We start from the raw sequence: 18,214 nt of genomic DNA, 5'->3' as shown, positions 1-18,214 counted from the left end.
GCCGCGGCCGTCTTCAGTCGAATGACTGTGCCTGCCTCAGCATGTGTTCCGGAGCACCGGTGAGTACGCCGGCGAGCTGCTGGCGGCTGGTGATGCCGAGCTTCGGAAAGATCCGGTACAGGTGCGAGCCGATCGTGCGGTGCGACAGGAAGAGTCGCTGGGCAATGTCCCGGTTGGACAGTCCCCGGGCAGCGAGCTCGGCGATCTGCGCCTCCTGGGGCGAAAGCTGCTCCCGGCCACTCGACGTCGGCTGCCAGCCCCGCTCTCCCGTCGCCCTCAGCTCCTGGTCGGCGCGAAGCGCCCACGGTTTGGCACCCAGCGCGTCGAAGGCGCCGCGCGCCGCCCGGAGCGGATCGCGGGACTCGGTCACCCGCCGCCGGCGGCGCAGCCAGGAGCCGTACGCCAACTGCAGGCGGGCCTGATGCCACGGGAACGGCCGGCTCGCACCGTCCAGCGCGCCCCGAAACAACTCCTCGGCCGATGCGTCGTCGGCCAGAACCGCGCGGGAGTACTCCAGAGCGATCGTCGTACCGACGGCGGGCGTGCCTCGCGCCGCCCGTTCGACGGTACCGACCAACGACCTCGCCTCGTCCCGGCGACCGGCCCGTACGGCGGCCTCGGCGAGGTAACTGACCGTCCACAATTGCTGAACGCGCTGATAGGCGGCGTCGGTCGGTACGAACACGCGGAGCATCTCGCCGTACGCCTGCTCGGCACGCTCCGCGCCGAGTTCGCCGAGCCCGCGGACCAACTGAGCCCCCGCGAGCAGGGACGAGCTCGCGTTCGGCAGTTGCAGAGCGGTGCGCTCGGCGTCGGCGAGCAGGGCGTGCCGGGGGTTCCAGCCGCCGCCGATCGCGTCGATCAGTGCCGCCGCGATCCGGGCAGTACCGGCCCACACCCGCTGGCCGGTCTCGTCGGCCAGGCGCATGCTCTCGGCGGCGGACCGCGACGCGTCGAAGACGCCCAGGTTGATCTCGGCCCAGGCGCGGATCGCGAGTGCCTCGGCGAGCAGGCTCAGCCGCCCGTCCGCGCGCAGCTCGTGCACGGCCACCGACAGGAACGACTCCGCGCGCACGAAGTCACCGGCGCCGAAGGCCGCGATGCCGAGCAGGGCCGCGGGTTCCGCCCGGCCGCCGCCGTCCGCGGGCCACAGTTCGAGCTGCTCGATGATCTGCGCGCTCGATTCCAGCGACTCCGCGAGACCGAGCACCGCGAGCAGCCTGGGGTCACCGGCAGCCAGCGGAACCGCCCGCGCGGCGCCGACGATCTCCCGCCGTACCGACTCGCCCGGATCGCGCCACCAGACCCTGCGGGCGGCCCCGAACAGCAACTGCATGGCAAGTTCGACGTCGTCCTCGGCGGTCGCCTGCCGGGCCAGATCGACCAGGTGGCGGACCTCCGCCGGATCGCTCGTGGCGCCGTCGTGGAAGACACCCATCAGCCAGGTGAGGCGGGACCGATCTCGCGGTCGAAGTGTCATCCGCGTCACCCGGGCCTTGATCTGTTCGACCTGGGTGAACCTGCCGAGTTCATAGCCCAGTTCCGCCGCACCCAGGAGCCGGGCCGCCTGGTCCAGGGGATCGGGGCTCAGAGCGGCCGCCCGCTCGAGCCGCGCCAGCGCAGTGGCGTACGCCCCGCGCCGGCGGGCTTCGCCGGCCGCCCGCTCGAGCTCTGCGGCGATGGGTTCGTCGCGGCCGGCCACCGCGCCGGCCCGATGCCAGATCGCGCGGTCGGGCTCGGCGGACAGAGCGGTCGCGAGGGCGGCGTGTGCCCGCGCACGGCGGTCCGCGGGCATCACCTGGCGCAGTGCCGACCCCATCAACGGGTGCCCGATGGCGTACGTCGGTCCGGCGATCGTGAGGAAGCCGAGCTCGACGGCCGGTAGCGCCGTACCGCGGTCGACGGCGACGCCGGACAGGATCGCCGCCGCGGCCAGGACCTGCTCGATGTCGTCGCCGTCATCCAGCGCGGCCACGTCTAGGACCGCGCGAGCGGGCGGTTCCAGTTCGTCGGCACGCGCTACGAAGGCACGCTCCAGGCGAGCCGTCATCGGCAGGTCGTCGTCCACCTCGGTCCAGGCGTACGGCCCGGACTGCCAAGCGGCGGCGAACTCGACCAGCGCCAAGGGATTACCGGCGGCGTGGCCGAGAACCCGATCGCGCAGCCCGGGTGCCAGATCGGGAGCTCGCGACCGCAGCAACGCCTGCGCGTCCGCTTCCGGCAAGGCGCCCAGCTCGACCCAGCTGACGGTCTGCTCGTCGCCGAGAAGCTGCGATGCGGAGCGAGATGTACACAGCAGCACCACCCGCTCCGCCGCGACACGACGGGCCACGAAGGCGAGCGTGTCCACACTGGGCCGGTCCATCCAGTGCAGGTCGTCGAGGCTCATCAGCACCGGCGCCCTCCCGGCGCACTCCACCAGGAGCTCCAGGACCGCGAGCGACGTGAAGAACGGGTTCACCTGGCCTGCTTCGACCATTCCGAAACAGGCCAGCAAGGAGTCTCGCTGCTGGGCCGGGAGCGTGTCCACGTGCGACAGAACCGGGCGCAGCAGTTGATGCAGACCGGCGTAGGGCAGGTGGGTCTCGGACTGGCTGCCGTGCGCGCGCAGAACTGTGAAGCCCCGGGACTCCGCGTGCTCGGCGACGCGCGCCTGCACCACGCTCTTGCCCACTCCCGGCTCGCCGCTCAGTCCGATCGCGAAACCGCCGGCCTCCACCTCGTCGAGCCTGGCCGTCAGCCGACCGAGGATCTGGTCGCGACCGAACAACTGTTCGTCGTCGGTCGCGGCCATGAGTAGAGCATGAGTCCCCCGCTGCGATCCGTCCAATCACCTGCTCGGGCACCGGGTGCCCGGGGCTACACTCGCCGCCATGAGCGGGACGCGGGTGGCGATTGCGGACGACGACGTCCTGCTACGGGAAGGGCTCGCGAGTCTGCTGGCAGCGTCGGGATTCGACGTCGTCGGGCAGGCCGGAAACAGCCCGGACCTGCTGGACCTGGTCCGCAGCCGGCGTCCGGAGCTGGTCGTCGTGGACATCCGAATGCCGCCCGGCCACGCGACCGAAGGGCTCGAAGCCGCCGAGGTGATCCGTCGCGAGCGCCCGAAGACCGCCGTCCTGCTGTTGTCGGCGTACGTGGACGTCGAGCAGGCCGTGCAGCTGATGGCCGCCGGTCACGGAATCGGGTATCTGCTCAAGCGCCGGGTCACCGACGTCGAGGAGTTCCTCGACAGCGTACGGCGGGTCGCGAACGGCGGCTCCGTCGTCGATCCCGCACTGGTGCAGGAGCTGGTCGACGTCCGGCGCCGCCACGACCCGCTCGCCTCCCTCAGCGACCGGGAACGTGAGGTGCTGGCGCTGGTCGCCGAGGGCCGCTCCAACGCCGGCGTCGCCCGGCGCCTCTGGGTCACCGAGGGCACCGTCGAGAAACACGTCCGCAGCATCCTCACCAAGCTCGACCTGCCGGAGACCGACGACGACCACCGTCGCGTCCGGGCGGTCCTGGCCTACCTCCAGGGCGACCGTCGTACGGCGGACGACCGGTGACGGAGCTGTTCGCACCGGCGACCTCGGGGTGACCGGCCGATGACCGGCGGGGTCTCGCGTCGCGTGATCGTCGCCAGTGCGCTGCTGATGCTGCTCGTCGGCGCCGGGTTCGCCGTGTTGCTGGCGTCGGTCCAGGATCTGCGCGACTCGGAGCGCCAGGCCCGGCAGGCGGCGGCGGTGCTCGCGGCCGCGAACCAGGTCGAGCGCTCGGTCGTCGACCTGGAGACCGGCCAGCAGGCGTTCGCCATCACCGGTCAGGAGCAGTTCCTCGCGCCGTGGCAGACCGCGCGGTCCCAGCTTCCGGACCGGCTCGCGGCGCTGGGACGCGTGGTCGCGGACGAGCCGGCGCAACGCGCCAGCGCCGAGGAGATCAGCCGCAGCGCGACGTCGTACCTCCGGGACTACTCGGAGCCGCTGGTCGCAGCGATCCGCGGTCGTCCTGTCTCGGCGCCGGCGCAGGCCGCGACCACCGAGGGCCAGCGCCGGGTCGACGCGATCAGGACCGTCCTCGACGGGTTGATCACGACCGAGCGAGGTCTCTCGGCCGCCGCGCAGGCCCGGTCCGACGCCGCAGCCGGCCGGGCGGTCATCGCGGCCGCGACCGGGCTCGTCGGATCGGTGCTGCTCATCCTGGCATTCACCTGGTACCTGTCCCGCGCCGTGGTCCGCCCGGTGCTGATCACCGCCGCCATGGCCGACCGGCTCGCGGCGGGCGACCTCGCCGTTCGGGTGCCCGAAGACGGAGTCGGCGAGATCGGCGGTCTGGAGCGCACCTTCAACAGCATGGCGGCCTCGCTCGCCCAGGCCCGTACCGATCTGGCGTCCTCGCGGGCCCGCCTCGTGGCGTCGGCCGACGAGACCAGGCGGCGGATCGAGCGCGACCTGCACGACGGCATCCAACAACGGCTGGTGACCCTGGCCCTGGAACTGCGCACGGTCCAGGCCGGCCTGACCGGCGAGCAGGGCGACCTGCGGACCCGGCTCGACGAGATCACGGACGACCTCGGCAGCACCCTCGACGAACTGCGGGAGATCTCCCACGGCATCCATCCGGCGATCCTGTCCGACGGCGGTATCGGTCCCGCGGTGAGGATGCTGGCCCGCCGGTCCGCGATCCCGGTCGAGGCGGAGGTCACCGTCACGGAGCGCCTCCCACCGGCCGTCGAGTCGGCCGCGTATTACGTCGTCTCCGAAGCACTCACCAACGCCGCGAAACACGCGGACGCCTCGGTCGTGTACGTCGACGTACGGCTGCTCGACGGCTCGTTGCGGCTCGCCGTCCGCGACGACGGAGCCGGTGGGGCCGACCCGGCGAACGGCTCCGGCCTGATCGGGCTCACCGACCGGGTCCAGGCGCTCGGCGGCACGCTCACCGTCGACAGCCCGGCCGGCCAGGGCACCACCCTGCAGATCACGTTGCCGGTAGCCCCTGAGGAGATCTCCAGCTAGCAGGAATGCCACCGCGGCCGGACCCTGCGACCCTGGTGTCATGCTGCGTTGCGCGATCGTCGACGACAACCGGCGTTTCCTCGACGCCGCACGCGGACTCCTGGAACGCGAAGGCGTCGCCGTCGTCGGTACGGCGACGAGCGGCGCCGGCGCCGTCGACCTGGTCGAGGACTCGCACCCGGACGTGGTCCTGGTGGACATCGACCTCGGCGCGGAGAGCGGCTTCGACATCGTCGCCCGGCTGCACCGGCTGAGCCCGCCGCCCCGGGTGATCCTGATCTCGACGTACGCCGAGCAGGACTACGCCGAGCTGATCGACGCGAGTGCGGCGATCGGCTTCGTGCCGAAGACGCGCCTGTCGGCGGTTGCCATCGGCAATCTTCTCCGGCGTGCGACACACTGAGGCCGCCGGGTCGGTGACGACCCGGCGGCCTTGGTGTTTCCCGACCGGCCTATCTGCGGGCGCGGCGGACGACGGCGTCGAAGCCGGCCGCCAGCAGCAGGACCGCGCCGGTGACCACCCATTCGTAGCCGGCCGAGTTCGCGCCCTGGATCAGGTCGCTCATCCCGTTGATGATGACCGCGACGACGAGACCACCCAGGACGGCGTCGATGACGCGGCCGCGCCCGCCGAACAGCGACGTACCGCCGATGACCGCGGCGCCCACCGCCAGCAGCAGCGTGTTGCCCGCGCCGGCGTTCGACTGGACGGACTGCAGCAACGAGGCCGCGACGACACCGGAGACCGCCGCCATCCCGGAACAGATCACGAACACCGAGATGCGGATGCGGGACACGACCACCCCCGCCCGTCGTGAAGCCTCCTCGTTGCCGCCGACGGCGTACACGTGCCGGCCGTAGCGGGTCCGGCTGAGGACGAGGTGCCACACCGAGAACAGCACCACCAGCAGGACGACCACCCACGGCATCCCCTGCGCCTTGTTGGTGAAGAACGCGTTGGTCGTGACGTTGCGGTTGACGCCCATCTCGAAGGTGAACGCCGCCCCGAGTGCGGCCACCACGGCGACCTTGACCGCGATCACGGCGTACGGCGTGCCCGGGAGCCCGGCCCGCCGGGCGGTCCGTGCGTCGGCCAGTTTGAGCGCGGCGTACCCGATCACGAACACCGCCAGCAGCGTCCAGCCGAGCCAGAGCGGCAGGAAGCTGTTCTCCAGGCCGATCAGTGGCGAGCCGGCCGGGAGCGTCACCGATCCCTGGCCGCCGACGATGATCAGCGTGACGCCCTGGAAGGCCAGGAACGTGGCCAGCGTGATGACGAACGACGGGATGCCGATCCGCGCCCGCAGCCAGCCTGTGCCGAACCCGACCAGCATGCCCACCGCGAGCCCGGCGACCGCCGCGATCCACCACGCGACCCCGTGCCGCAGGATCAGGATCGCCGTGATCGCCGAGCACAGCCCTCCCGTCGTACCGGCGGAGAGGTCGATCTCGCCGAGCAGCAGGACGAACACCAGGCCCATGGCCATCACGATGATCGGCGCGGCCTGGATCACCAGCGCCTCGAGGTTGTAGGCGCTGAGGAATCCCTGGTGCACGATGGCGAAGAACGCCGTGATGACGACCAGACCCACGAGTGCGGGAACGGCGCCCAGCTCGCCGCCCCGCAGCCGCGCGACATAGCCCCTCGCATAGGCGCCGACACCTGATGAGCCGGCCGGCGACTCGTGGCGCTGCTCCGCGCCGCCGTGTTCCAGCAGTTGCGCGTTCACAGCGTCGCTCCCGCCTGGGTGGGCGACAGTCCCAGCGCGCCCGATCGACCGGTCGTGATCAGCTCGACCACCTGCGTCTGGGTCACCTCCGCGCGCCGGACCTGCGCTGCCGTCCGGCCGAGGAACAGGACGGCGATGGAGTCGGCGACCCGCAGTACGTCGTTCATGTTGTGCGACACCAGGATCACCGCCACGCCCTGCTCCGCGAGCCGGCGGACGAGATCGAGCACCTGCGCGGTCTGGGCGACGCCGAGTGCGGCGGTCGGCTCGTCGAGGATCACGATCTTCGACTGCCACAGCACCGCCTTCGCGATCGCCACGGTCTGCCGCTGGCCGCCCGACAGGCTCGCCACCAGCTGGCGCGCCGACCGGATCGTGGTCACCGACAACGAGTCCAGTGCCTGACGGGCCAGCGTTTCCATCGAGTTCTCGTCCAGCGTGTGCAGCCGCGTGAGGTGCTCGCGGCCGAGGAACATGTTGCCGACGACGTCGAGGTTGTCGCACAACGCGAGGTCCTGGTGCACGATCTCGACGCCGAGCCGCGCGGCGTCGCGCGGCTCGCCGACGCTGTGCGCCGTACCGTCGAAGAGCAGCTCCCCCGCGTCGATTCGGTGGATGCCGCCGATGCACTTCACCAGCGTCGACTTGCCGGCGCCGTTGTCGCCGACCAGGGCCGTCACCTCGCCTGCCTTCGCGACGAGGTTCACCGACGACAGCGCCTGGACCGGTCCGAACGCCTTGTCGACGCCCCGGAGCTCGAGAGTAGGAACAGTAGTCATGCCGTCCCCCTACGGTGTGTGGATGCCGTTGGCGGCGCACAGCTGCTGCAGCGCCGGCGTCGGGCAGACGGACGCGGCGGTCTCGTACCCGTCGGTGACCGGGAGCGCTACGTTCGCCTTGGTGATGACGGTCGGGTTCGCCAGGTACGACGGGATCTCACGACCGGTCGTCGGGTCCTTGGTCGTCGTGGGAGCGGTCGGCTTCTGACCCGCCAGGATCTGGGCCGCCAGCTTGATCGCCACGTCCGCCTCACCGGCGACCGGCTTGTAGATGGTGAAGGCCTGGGTGCCGGCCATGATGTTGTCGAGGCCGCCGGCGGTGGCGTCCTGCCCGGAGACCGCGACCTTGCCCGCCAGGCCCTGGGCCTTCAGGACGTTGATGACCGACTGCGCCATCGTGTCGTTGGCCACCATCACCGCGTTGATGTCGGGGTGCTGTCCGAGCATCGTGGTGAACACCGTCTGCGCGGTGGCGGCGTCCCAGTTGCCGGTCTGGTCGGCCAGCTTCTTCCAGCCGGGTTGCTTCGACAGCACCGAGTTGTAGCCCTCAGCGAAGAGCGTCGCGTTGTTGTCGGTGGGTGCGCCGTCGATCTCGACGTAGTTGACCGAGCTCTTGCCCTTCACCTGCGGCGCCTGCGTCAGTGCGGTGCCCTGGTCCTGGCCGACCTTCACGTTGTCGTACGAGACGTAGTACGACGCGCTGCCGCCCTGGGTCAGCCGGTCGTAGTCGATGGTCACGACGTTGTGCTGCTGGGCGAGGGACTCGATCGCCTTGCCCGAGCCGGAGTCGAGGTTCACGACCAGCAGGACGCCCACGCCGGCGTTGATCAGCGCCTGCGCCTGGGCCTGCTGCGTGGTGGCGCTGCCGTTGGCGTTGTCGATGTAGCAGGTGAGCTTGTTCGCCGCGCACTGCTGCTTCAGTTCGGTGGGATCGGCCGACACCCAGCGCGGCGACGACGCCGTGTCGGGGAGCAGGATCCCTACCTTCGTGTTCGCCGGCGCGGCGCTGCCGGTCGACGTGCTGTTGTTGCCACAGGCGGTCAGTGTGGCCATCAGCGCCAGGACCGTTCCGGCCAGCGCTACCGCCCTCCTTGGTGTTCGCATCGGTGCGTCCTTTGATCGTGCGAGATGGAGCCCGTCGTACTCCGAGAGCCGCAGTACTCCGTCAGCATGCGTTCGAAGGGCGGATGAATTCGTCGCTGCAGGCACCCAACTCCGGCTTCCAGCTAGCCGGGTACGCGACCGGCTCGCCGAGCGAGGACCCCCCTGCCAGCGGTAAGAGCGGGATTGCAGTCAGCGGGAGCCGACCGGCCCGAGCGCTGCGAACTCGTGCTTGCGCCAGAGCAGGCGGGAGGCTTCCTCCGGGTACGCCGTGACGGTCGACGGCGCATCGAAGAGCCGCGTCAGGCGACGGTCGACGTCGTACGCCGGCCACCCTGGATCGCCGTGCGTGGCGAACGCGGTCCACGCCGAACGGAACTGCGCGGACAGGTCGATCGCCTCCGGGGACGGCGGATCCCCGATGAGCATCGCGGGCTGACCGCTGGTGAGGTTGCCGAACACCAGCGGTACGTCGAGTCCGTGGCAGGCACCGAGGGCCGGTGCCGGCCAGGTCAGTTCGTACAGATGCGCCCGGCCGCCACCGGCGACCTGCGCCTCGGCCAGTTGCAGGCTCGGCATCCGGACAGCCAGTCCGCGTTGACGAGTTCGTACAGCTCCTCGTCGGAGGCGGCCGGGTACGCGTCGCGGTAGCGATGAGGCTCTGGCGCGAGCATCCGCAGGGCGGTCTCGGTCTGCTCGCGGGTGACCTGGCCGAGGACGCCGTCGATCAGGCTGAACAGCCGATGCTCGTCACGGGTGTGCCCGGCCAGCAGCTCGATGTCGCGCGCGGCGCCGGCGGCCAGCGCCTGCCACGGCGCCACCGGAAGAACGTTGCCATCGACAACTGGTGCGAACGGGATCGGCCGGTGGGTGATCGGTCCCCACCGCTCCCGCCACGCGGCCATCTTCGGCAGGATCGCATCGCCGCCCTCGGGCAGTCGGGCGGGAGGTATCGCCGACAGCACCTGCGCTGTCGGCCGGACACCCAACTCGCCGGCCAGAGCCACGGCGATCTCACCGGCCAGCTCGGCGGAGAAGAACGTGCCCGGCACACTCTGCGCGATCGCCCGGCGGAACAGCCCCGCGGCGCACGGCATTGCGAGCAGCGCCGCGACCGAGCCGCCGCCGGCCGACTCCCCGAAGATCGTCACCCGATCCGGATCGCCGCCGAACACGCCGATGGTGTCCTGCACCCAGCGCAGCGCGGCCACCTGGTCGAGCAGTCCCCGGTTGGCCGGCGCTCCGTCGAGCTGCGTGAACCCCTCGATCCCGAGGCGGTAGTTGACGGTGACGACGACGACACCGTTCGCGACGAGGTGCGTGGCGTCGTACTCCGGGAGGCTCGAATTGCCCAGTGCATAACCGCCACCGGGGATCCACACCATGACCGGGAGCCTGGCCGCGAGATCCGGCGTCCACACGTTCAAAGTCAGCCAGTCGTCACCGGAGGCGGCCTGAGCCGATCCGAGCAGACCGGACTGCGGTGGCGGCGGACCGTACGTCGTCGCCGGCCGGACGCCGTCCCACGCGCGCACCGGTTCAGGCGCCTGGAATCGAAGCCGGCCGACCGGCGGCGCGGCGTACGGGATGCCGCGGAACACCAGCAGCCCGTCCGCACTGCTGCCGCGCAGCACACCGCTCGCCGTGCGAACCTCCCGGCCACCACTCGCCTCACCGGCCACCTGCCGAGCATCACGCCACCTGTCCACGGAGAGCAACCCAATAAGCAGGGCCGTGCTCTGCCTCGTAAAGACCTTGCCAGTGGGCGGTGGCGGGCGTTCACTGAAATGGACATGTTCGCGGACCCGGGGGGTCGGGGGCGGCGCCGCGGGTTCGAGGCCGGGTGGGACCGGCCTTGAGGGGGGAGGAAGACCGTGCCGAATGCATTTCTGGACAAGGTTTCGCTGGGCAGGGACTCGTCGGGACGACCATTGGTGGTCAATCGCCGCACGATGGCGATGCTCGAGGCCGCCGAGCGCAAACTCGGGCGCAAACTCGTGATCGTGCAGGGATCGTTCCTGGCTGGGAAGGCCGCGAAGCGCTCCGGCCCGACGCACAACCGGGCCGGCGTGATCGACATCCGCACCAAGGACCAGACGCCCGCACAGCAGGCGCAGACGCTGCTCGAGCTACGCAAGATCTCGTTCGCGGCGTTCCACCGGACGACGAAGCAGGGCTTCGCCGACCACATCCACGCCGTCGCGATCGGCGATCCCGGCCTCGACCCGTCCGCCGCTCGGCAGGTGGAGGCGTACAAGAACGGCCGGGACGGGCTGAAAGGCAACGGACCGCTCGACGGGCCACGGGTGAAGATCACGGTGTTCCCGTTGACGATGCCGGCGAGCATCGCCCCGGCCGTGCGCGCCGCACGACCTGTCGTGCATCTGGCGTCGGTGCAGGCGCAGTTCCGGGCCGGCGGCACCAAAGCACTGCCTGACGTGAAGACCATCCAGCTGGCACTCAACGCCCGGCTCAAGCTGACCCTGCTCGTCGACGGCAAGGCCGGCAAGTTCACCCGGGAGGCCTACAAGAAGCACCAGAAGGCGATCGGCAACGCGCCCAAGTTCATCGACGGCATCCCGGGCCCGAAGGACCTCACCAACCTCGGTCTCGGCCGCTTCCAGGTCATCTGAGCAACAGCTCCTGGTGCCAGTTGTCGACCAGACGGACGAAGGCGTCCGGACGGTCGTGGTGCAGGAAGTGGCTGGTGCCGGGCCAGACGACGACGCGGGATCCAGGAGGAAGGGCGCACGTCAGGTCCCACGCCGCCATCGACGGTGTTGGCCGGATACACAACACCGGCTGCGTCAGTCGCGCGACCGTCCTCGCGGTGGCCGGGCGAGCTCCGAACGCACCGGGATCGGTGTACATCCCGGCATAACTGGCAGCCAGCACCTGACCCGGCGTACGCGACAACTGTTCGCGTGCGCCGGTCGGCAATGGGCCTAGCTGCCGTACGGCGGCGGCCGCGCCGTCGCGCCGGAGCTCGGCCAGCCGCCGGTGGAACGTCGCGGCCTCGGCCTCGTCAGCGCCGTACGCCGGATCGACGACCACCAGCGCGCGAACTAGGTCGGGATGATCCAGGGCCAGCCGTACGACGATCTGGCCGCCCATCGAATGACCGACCGCGACCACCGGCGCGAGCCCCGATGCGCGCACCAGTGCGGCCAGATCCCCGGCGTAGTCCGCGGGCCGGTAGCCGTCGGCCGGGGCCGGCGACCGCCCGTGCCCGCGCAGGTCGACCGTCATCACCCGCCGGCCGGCGAACCGGACGGGCTGCCACGCGCGGCCGTCCCCGCCCCACCCGTGCACCAGCAGCATCGCGTCGCGGTCGTCGCCGCCGGTGACGACACTGTGCAGGGTTTCGACATCGGGCTGCATGAATGGCAGCATAGTTAACGTTTTCTATCCCCAACTGTCCACTGCCGCGGCAGAAAGTTTCGATCCGGGAGGAGCACGTCCAGGTGGCCCGAACGACCTCCGGCCGACGGCCGACCGTCAAGGACGTCGCCGCGTCCGCCGGCGTCAGCGCCACCACCGTCTCCCGGGTTCTCGGCGGCAGCTACCCGGTGAGCGCCTCCACCCGGAACCGGGTGCTGCGGGCGGTGCGCGACCTCGACTACGTCATCAACGCCCAGGCCCGCGCTCTCGTCGGCGGTTCGACCCGCACGGTCGCGTTCATCGTCCGCGACCTGGTCGGCCCGCTGTTCGCCTATATCGGCCAGGGCGTCGAACTGCAGGCGACCGCCGAGGGTCGGGTCTGCCTGGTCTGCACCCATCACGGCGACCCCGATCGCGAGCTCGAACTCATCGAGCTGATGCGCCAGCAGGGCGCCGAGGCGGTCGTCCTGGTCGGCGGCGGGCTGCGGACCGAGGCGCACGTCCGCCGGATGGCCGAGATCGCGCACTCGCTCGACCGCGCCGGGTCGCGCCTGGTGCTGTGCGGCCGGCCGCCGATCGGCGCGGACGTCCCGGCGACCGTCGTCGAGTACGACAACGAGGGCGGTGCCTTCGCGGTCACCGACTACCTGATCTCGCTGGGGCACCGCCGGATCGCGTTCGTCGGCGCCGGTGAGCCCGAGCACACCACGACCGGGGCGCGACTCAGCGGCTTCCTCGACGCCCACGCCACCCGCGGACTGGAGGTCGACCAGGAACTGGTTGTCAGCGGCAACTACGATCGCGAGTCCGGCTATCGGCAGACCAAGATGCTGCTGGACCGCGGTGCTGGGATGACGGCTGTCGTCGCCGTCACCGATGTGGTGGCCAGCGGCGTGCTGGCCGCGCTCCGGGACGCCGGAGTCCGCGTCCCGGAGGACGTCTCGGTCGTCGGGTACGACGACATCCCGCTCAGCGGCGACCTCGACCTGACGACCGTGCACCTCCCCCACGAGGAACTCGGCCGGGCCGCCGTACGGCTCGCGCTGCACCGCGACGAGTACGCGCTCGACCAGCACCTGAAGCTCGGCACCCATGTCGTCATCCGGTCGTCCACCGCGAAGAGGGAGTCATGACAGAGTCAACGCCGGGGCGCCGCCGGCCTTCCACCGGCCCGACGCTCGCCGACGTCGCGGCCCACGCAGGCCTCTCCCCCGCGACCGTCTCCCGCGTCCTGGCCGACAACTACCCGGTCTCCCGGTCGGCACGGCAACGCGTCATGAACGCGGTCCGGGAGCTGAACTACTCCGCGAACACGCACGCGCGAGCGCTCGCCGCGGGGGCCCGGTCGAAGACGATCGCGTTCATCCTCGCCGACGTCCGCGGGCAGTCCTTCGCCGACGCCGCCCACGGTGTCGAGCAGGAGGCCGCCAAGCAGGGCTGGCTGAGTCTGATCGGCACCACGCAGGGCGATCCGGACCGGGAGCTCGCCCTCGTCCAACTGATGCGCGAGCAGCGGGCCGGTGCGGTCGTGCTGATCGGCGGCATCATGGAGGACGCTGCCGACTACCGGCAGAAGCTGACCGAGCTGGCCCGGTCGCTGCACGCGGCCGGCTCGCTGCTCGTGCTGTGCGGACGCCCGTCCCTCGGCGACAACGTACCCGCCGCGGTGATCGAGTACGACAACGAGAACGGCGCCTACGCGCTGACGAGTCATCTGCTGTCACAGGGCCATCGGCGCATCCTGTTCCTCGCCGGACCGGAGCGGCAGAGCACCAGCAACGAGCGGCTCGCCGGACATCGCAGGGCGCTGTCCGACTTCGGCGTACCGGACGCACCCGAGCTCGTGGAGCACGGCGTCTTCACCCGCGCGTCCGGCTATCAGTCGATGCGTCGCGTCGTAGCCGCCGGCACCGACTTCACCGCCGTGTTCGCGGCCACCGACGTCGTGGCCGCCGGGGTGTACGCCGCCGCGGCCGAGCACGGGCTGACGATCCCCGGCGACCTGTCCGTCGTCGGGTACGACGACGTCGAGCTCGCCCAGGACCTGCGCCCCCGGCTGACCACGGTGCACGTGCCGTACGAGGATCTCGGGCGGACGGCCGCGCAGATCGCCGTCGACGACCAGCACCTGCAGCCGGGCTGGACGGGCGACCACCGGCTGTTCAAGACCCACGTGGTGATCCGGAGCTCGGTCACCCGGCCGGAATCACCCCGCCAGGTCGACGGGAACCGCGGCTGATCCGTCCAGGACGACGGCCAGCGCCGGCCCGACCGCGTCCTCGGCATCGGGCCCGACCTGCACGCACGGGATGTCGTGTGCCGTGAGGTAGCCGAGCTGCGCGGCGGTGAACTCGGCGCCCAGCCCGATGACGCCGCGCGTGCCGCGCGCGAACACCTGCTCCAGCCAAGCCCTCGGCACCGGCGATCCCGGCGCGACCGTCGTGACCACGACGGCCAGCCCGGGCTCCCGGACCCGCTCGGCGAGGCCGGCGAGAACCTCGCCGGCCCAGCTCCGCTCACGATCCGCGACGACGACGTCGACCAGCGCCGACTCCTCCCGCCGTACGCCGGCCGCGGCCTTCTCCACCGGGTACCCGAACCGCCGCAGCGCCTCGCGCACCCGGGCCCGCGTCGCCGGCGCGACGTCCGGATAGGCCCGGAGCACCTTCGACACCGTCGACACCGAGACGCCGGCCTCCCGGGCGACGACCGCGAGCTTCCTCCGTGGGGCGGTCATCGACGCTCACTGACCCTTGAGGTACGCGTTCGCCTGCTTCTCGAGCTCCGCCTGGAGATCGGCCAGCCCAGCCTTCTCGACCGCCTTCTTCAGCGCGTCGAGCCCCTTGTCCACGTCGACCGCGCCGATCCACAGCGGGTTGCCGTACTGCGTCATCGCCGCGCTCACCTGGCTGTCCTGCCGCTTCACCGGCGTCACGTCCGGGACGAACGACGCGTACGGGTCGACGCTGAAGTTGTTGTAGTCCTGCGCCCAGTCGAACCAGGCCTCCTCGGTCGGCGTGATGCCCTTGATCTTCAACTCGAGCTTCTGCCGCCAGCACAGGGCGTACCCAGGGAAGCCGTACTGCGAGAGCTGTTCGAACTTGTCCTCGCCGACCGGCTTCCAGTCCGTGCCTTCGATGCCGTAGCTGATCAGATCGTGGTTCTCCTTGATCGAGACCCAGTCCTGGAGCTGCATCGCCCGCTCGTTGCTCTTGCCCTTGACGTTCAGGACGACGAAGTTGTCGGCCTGGAACGTCTGGTTCGGTTTCGCGCTCTTGCCGCCGGCCAGCGGCATGACGTTCGCGATCTGCGCGGTCGGCACCGCCTTGCGGAGCGGGGTCAGCGACTGCGACGACAGGCCGTCGGTCATCGCCCACCGGGTCGCGATCCGGCCGGACTCGAACTGGGTGCCGATCGTCGAGGAGTCGACGTTCAGCGCGTCCTTGTTGATGATGCCGTCCAGGTAGTACTTGCGGACCCGCCGCAGGGCGTCGACGACCCCGGGCGCCTCCCAGAACGGGATCGGGTGCGCCGAGCCGGTCGTCTTCCCGTCCTGCGCCAGGTAGAACGGGAACGAGCCGCCGCTGAACGACTGCACGCTGACGTGCGGGTTCTCCCAGTCGTGCTGGTTCAGCCAGCCGACCGGCGCGAACGCGACGAGCAGCTTGGGCATGTTGGAGGAGATGCCGACCGGCGTGACCTTCTCCTTCTGCTTGACGTCGTACCAGTACTTCTCCAACTGGTCGAACGTCGTGATCTCGCCGATGCCGAGCTTGTCGGCCAGGTCCTGACGGACGGTGAAGTGATGGAACCGGGCGGCCGAGTTCACCTGCGGGATCCCGTACAGCTTGCCGGACCATTTGTTCTGCTCGAGCAGCTGCGGATCGAGCGTCTTGCTCAGGTTCGGGTACTTGCCGATCAGGTCGCCGACCGGGACCAGCGACTTGCTCGCGACCAGCTGGAGCATGTTCAGCCAGCGGGCCTGCAGGGCGGTGTCGAAGGTGTCGCCCGCGGTGAACTTGAGCAGCGACTGCTGCTGGTAGTTCGACCAGGCGACGAACTGCGGCGCGATGGTGAAGCCGAGGTCGTTCTTCAGCTTCTCGTTGACCTTGGCCAGGACGGTGTCCCAGCCCGGCTTCGCGTCCCCGGGGAGCAGCACGGTCAGCGTGTCGGCGCTGTTCTTGGTGCCGGACGACGAGTCGCCGCAGCCGTTCAAGCCGAGCAGGGCCGCGATGGACAGGCCGCCGCTCGCGGCCAGGAAGCCGCGCCTGCTGAGGCCGGCTGGGGATGTGGCGGGCACGATTCCTCCAGAAATGTAGTGCCTGAGGTGAGGGAGGGAGCCGTCAGCCCTTCGTGGCTCCGAGGGTGATGCCTTTGACGAAGTAGCGCTGCGCGAACGGGTACGCGAGCAGGATCGGGCCGATGGTCACGACCGTCAGGGCGAGCCGGAGCTGGTAGACCGGCGTCGATTGCTCCGCGGCCGTCGGCAGCATCTGCGAGAACGAGACGTTCGAGATGAGGTTCTGCAGCAGCAGCGGGAGCGGGTACTTGTGGATGTCCGACATGAACAGCAGCGCGGTGAACCATTCGTTCCAGTAGTGGACCGCGTAGAACAGGCCGACCACCGCGAGGATCGGCTTCGACAGCGGCAGCCCGATCCGGAAGAAGATCTGCATCTCCCCGGCCCCGTCGACCCGCGCCGAGTCGAGGATCTCCTCCGGCAGCTGACGGAACGCCGAGACCTGGATGAACACCAGGAACGGTGCCACCAGCAACGGGAGGATGACGGCGAAGTAGCTGTTCTGGAGCTTCAGGTACTGCGTGACGAGCAGGTAGAGCGGGACGAGTCCGCCGCTGAACAGCATCGGGATGTAGGCGAACACCGACAGCGGCCTGCTGATGTACGGCAGCCGGCGCGCGATCACCCAGCTCAGTCCGGACGTGCAGGCGAGCGCCAGCGCCGTACCGACGAGCGTGATGAACACGCTCGCGGCGTACGCGCTCAGCAGCGTCGGGCCGGTGAAGATCAGGTCGTACGCCGCGGTGGAGAACGGTCGCGGGACGACGCTGTAGCCGGTCGTCGCGAGCGTCTGCTCGTCGGTGAACGACCCGGACACGATCATCCAGAACGGCACCAGGCAGACGATCATGAACGCGGTCACGCCGATGACGCTGAACACGGTGAACGCCTCCGGCCGCCGGCGCCGGCGGGTCGCCGTCCGGGCGGACGTCTTGGCGAGGCTCGAGGTCAGGGCCTCGGTAGCAGCAGGGGTCACAGCAGGCTCGTTTCCTTCGAGTACTTGCGCTGGATCAGCACCGCCGTCGCCACCAGGACGAACCCGACGACCGACTGGAACAGGCCGATCGCGGCCGTGGTGCCGAAGTCGCCGATCTGGCGCAGCGAGCGGAAGACGTAGGTGTCGATGACGTCGGTGGTCGGGAACAACGTGCCGTTGTCGCCGACGATCGCGTAGATCGTGCCGAAGTCGCCGTAGAAGATCCGGCCGACGCCGAGCACGAGCAGCACCGCGGCCGTCGGCTTGAGCAGCGGCAGTGTGATCCGCAGCGCCATCTGGGCCCGGCTCGCGCCGTCGATCTGACCGGCCTCGTAGACATCCTCGGGGATGGACGTGATCGCGGCCAGGAAGATGACGCTCAGGTAGCCGCCGAGCTGCCAGACCTTCACCACCGTGAGGATCCACGGCCACGGCCCTGGCTCGGTGTACCAGCTGACGGTCGGCAGACCGAAGCCGGCCAGTGCGTCGTTCACCGCGCCGCCGGATCCGGCCGGGCCGGACAGCAGCACCTGGAGCATGATCGCGATCACGACCGGCGACACGAAGTACGGGAAGAAGATCGTGGACTGGGCGATGCGCTTGAAGTACCGGCCGCGCAGCTCGTTGAGCATGATCGCGAGCGTCACGCCGGCCGCCAGCGTCGCGGCCAGGAACAGCACGTTCAGCAGCAGCGTGTTCACCAGGATCCGCTGGGCGTCACCGGAGCTGAAGAAGTACCGGAAGTTGTCCAGGCCGTTCCACGCGCTGCCGAAGATGCCCTTGCTGATGTCGAACTCCTTGAAGGCCACCACCAGGCCGGCCATCGGCGCGTAGCTGAACACCAGGAAGAACGCCACGGCGGGCAGCGCCAGCACCGCGAGCCACAGATTGCCCCGCAGAGTCGCACGACGGCGATCTCTCGTCCGGTCGAACACGGCGATCTCCTTTCT

17 protein-coding genes are annotated in these 18,214 nt (G+C 70.3%); 6 read left to right on the top strand and 11 right to left on the bottom strand.

Annotated elements, in window-relative coordinates:
* Positions 1-13 precede the first annotated feature (13 nt).
* Positions 14-2,794, bottom strand: coding sequence for an ATP-binding protein (locus ACWEOO_RS39165; protein WP_452147366.1), 2,781 nt, complete (start codon positions 2,792-2,794; stop codon positions 14-16).
* 79 nt (positions 2,795-2,873) lie between these two features.
* Between ACWEOO_RS39165 and ACWEOO_RS39160 the strand changes: the two genes are divergently transcribed.
* Genes ACWEOO_RS39160 through ACWEOO_RS39150 form a run of 3 tightly spaced genes read left to right on the top strand, consistent with a single transcriptional unit; the run spans position 2,874 to position 5,400 of the window.
* A complete protein-coding gene (locus ACWEOO_RS39160) occupies positions 2,874-3,548 on the top strand; it encodes a response regulator transcription factor (protein WP_452147365.1) in 675 nt (224 codons plus the stop codon).
* 39 nt (positions 3,549-3,587) lie between these two features.
* Positions 3,588-4,997, top strand: a complete 1,410-nt coding sequence (locus tag ACWEOO_RS39155) for a CHASE3 domain-containing protein (protein ID WP_452147364.1) — start codon at positions 3,588-3,590, stop codon at positions 4,995-4,997.
* 40 nt (positions 4,998-5,037) lie between these two features.
* On the top strand, positions 5,038-5,400 hold the full coding sequence (locus ACWEOO_RS39150; protein ID WP_359924382.1) for a LytR/AlgR family response regulator transcription factor: 363 nt from the start codon (positions 5,038-5,040) through the stop codon (positions 5,398-5,400).
* A gap of 49 nt (positions 5,401-5,449) precedes the next feature.
* Here the strand turns inward: ACWEOO_RS39150 and ACWEOO_RS39145 are convergent, their stop codons facing one another.
* From ACWEOO_RS39145 to ACWEOO_RS39125, 5 genes are all read right to left on the bottom strand, one after another.
* On the bottom strand, positions 5,450-6,727 hold the full coding sequence (locus ACWEOO_RS39145) for a sugar ABC transporter permease (protein WP_452147363.1): 1,278 nt from the start codon (positions 6,725-6,727) through the stop codon (positions 5,450-5,452).
* Positions 6,724-7,506, bottom strand: a complete 783-nt coding sequence (locus ACWEOO_RS39140; RefSeq protein WP_355692224.1) for an ATP-binding cassette domain-containing protein — start codon at positions 7,504-7,506, stop codon at positions 6,724-6,726. Before ACWEOO_RS39140 ends, ACWEOO_RS39145 begins: the two co-directional genes overlap by 4 nt.
* Before the next feature lie 9 nt (positions 7,507-7,515).
* Positions 7,516-8,610 carry a sugar ABC transporter substrate-binding protein gene (locus ACWEOO_RS39135; RefSeq protein ID WP_452147362.1) on the bottom strand — a complete coding sequence of 365 codons (1,095 nt, stop codon included), beginning with the start codon at positions 8,608-8,610 and terminating at the stop codon, positions 7,516-7,518.
* Positions 8,611-8,799: 189 nt separating this feature from the next.
* Positions 8,800-9,186 (bottom strand): hypothetical protein, encoded by a 387-nt coding sequence (locus ACWEOO_RS39130; protein WP_452147361.1) that lies wholly within the window; start codon positions 9,184-9,186, stop codon positions 8,800-8,802.
* Positions 9,120-10,289, bottom strand: a complete 1,170-nt coding sequence (locus ACWEOO_RS39125) for a carboxylesterase/lipase family protein (protein WP_452147360.1) — start codon at positions 10,287-10,289, stop codon at positions 9,120-9,122. Before ACWEOO_RS39125 ends, ACWEOO_RS39130 begins: the two co-directional genes overlap by 67 nt.
* 192 nt (positions 10,290-10,481) lie before the next feature.
* Here ACWEOO_RS39125 and ACWEOO_RS39120 point away from each other — a divergent pair, with 192 nt between their 5' ends.
* Complete coding sequence (locus tag ACWEOO_RS39120; RefSeq protein ID WP_452147359.1) at positions 10,482-11,240, top strand: peptidoglycan-binding domain-containing protein; 759 nt, start codon at positions 10,482-10,484, stop codon at positions 11,238-11,240.
* On the opposite strand, the gene ACWEOO_RS39115 is transcribed toward ACWEOO_RS39120, so the two are convergent.
* Positions 11,233-11,988, bottom strand: coding sequence for an alpha/beta fold hydrolase (locus tag ACWEOO_RS39115; protein ID WP_452147358.1), 756 nt, complete (start codon positions 11,986-11,988; stop codon positions 11,233-11,235). The genes ACWEOO_RS39120 and ACWEOO_RS39115 overlap by 8 nt on opposite strands.
* 83 nt (positions 11,989-12,071) lie before the next feature.
* Here ACWEOO_RS39115 and ACWEOO_RS39110 point away from each other — a divergent pair, with 83 nt between their 5' ends.
* Entirely contained in the window at positions 12,072-13,121 is a 1,050-nt protein-coding gene (locus ACWEOO_RS39110) for a LacI family DNA-binding transcriptional regulator (protein ID WP_452147357.1), read from the top strand.
* A complete protein-coding gene (locus ACWEOO_RS39105; protein WP_452147356.1) occupies positions 13,118-14,227 on the top strand; it encodes a LacI family DNA-binding transcriptional regulator in 1,110 nt (369 codons plus the stop codon). Before ACWEOO_RS39110 ends, ACWEOO_RS39105 begins: the two co-directional genes overlap by 4 nt.
* On the opposite strand, the gene ACWEOO_RS39100 is transcribed toward ACWEOO_RS39105, so the two are convergent.
* From ACWEOO_RS39100 to ACWEOO_RS39085, 4 genes are read right to left on the bottom strand one after another with little or no spacing between them, the layout of a single operon-like run.
* Positions 14,195-14,725: a LacI family DNA-binding transcriptional regulator gene (locus tag ACWEOO_RS39100; protein ID WP_452147355.1), complete on the bottom strand. Its 531-nt coding sequence runs from the start codon at positions 14,723-14,725 to the stop codon at positions 14,195-14,197. The two genes, ACWEOO_RS39105 and ACWEOO_RS39100, sit on opposite strands and share 33 nt — an antisense overlap.
* Before the next feature lie 6 nt (positions 14,726-14,731).
* Positions 14,732-16,288 (bottom strand): ABC transporter substrate-binding protein, encoded by a 1,557-nt coding sequence (locus tag ACWEOO_RS39095; protein WP_452147354.1) that lies wholly within the window; start codon positions 16,286-16,288, stop codon positions 14,732-14,734.
* Between the two features lie 43 nt (positions 16,289-16,331).
* Complete coding sequence (locus tag ACWEOO_RS39090) at positions 16,332-17,264, bottom strand: carbohydrate ABC transporter permease (protein ID WP_452147353.1); 933 nt, start codon at positions 17,262-17,264, stop codon at positions 16,332-16,334.
* Positions 17,261-18,199 carry an ABC transporter permease gene (locus ACWEOO_RS39085; RefSeq protein WP_452147352.1) on the bottom strand — a complete coding sequence of 313 codons (939 nt, stop codon included), beginning with the start codon at positions 18,197-18,199 and terminating at the stop codon, positions 17,261-17,263. The genes ACWEOO_RS39090 and ACWEOO_RS39085 overlap by 4 nt, the downstream gene beginning before the upstream one ends.
* Between the last annotated feature and the right edge of the window lie 15 nt (positions 18,200-18,214).

The sequence above is a fragment of the Kribbella sp. NPDC004138 genome (assembly GCF_053603655.1).
This window is presented reverse-complemented; position numbering and strand designations above follow the sequence as displayed.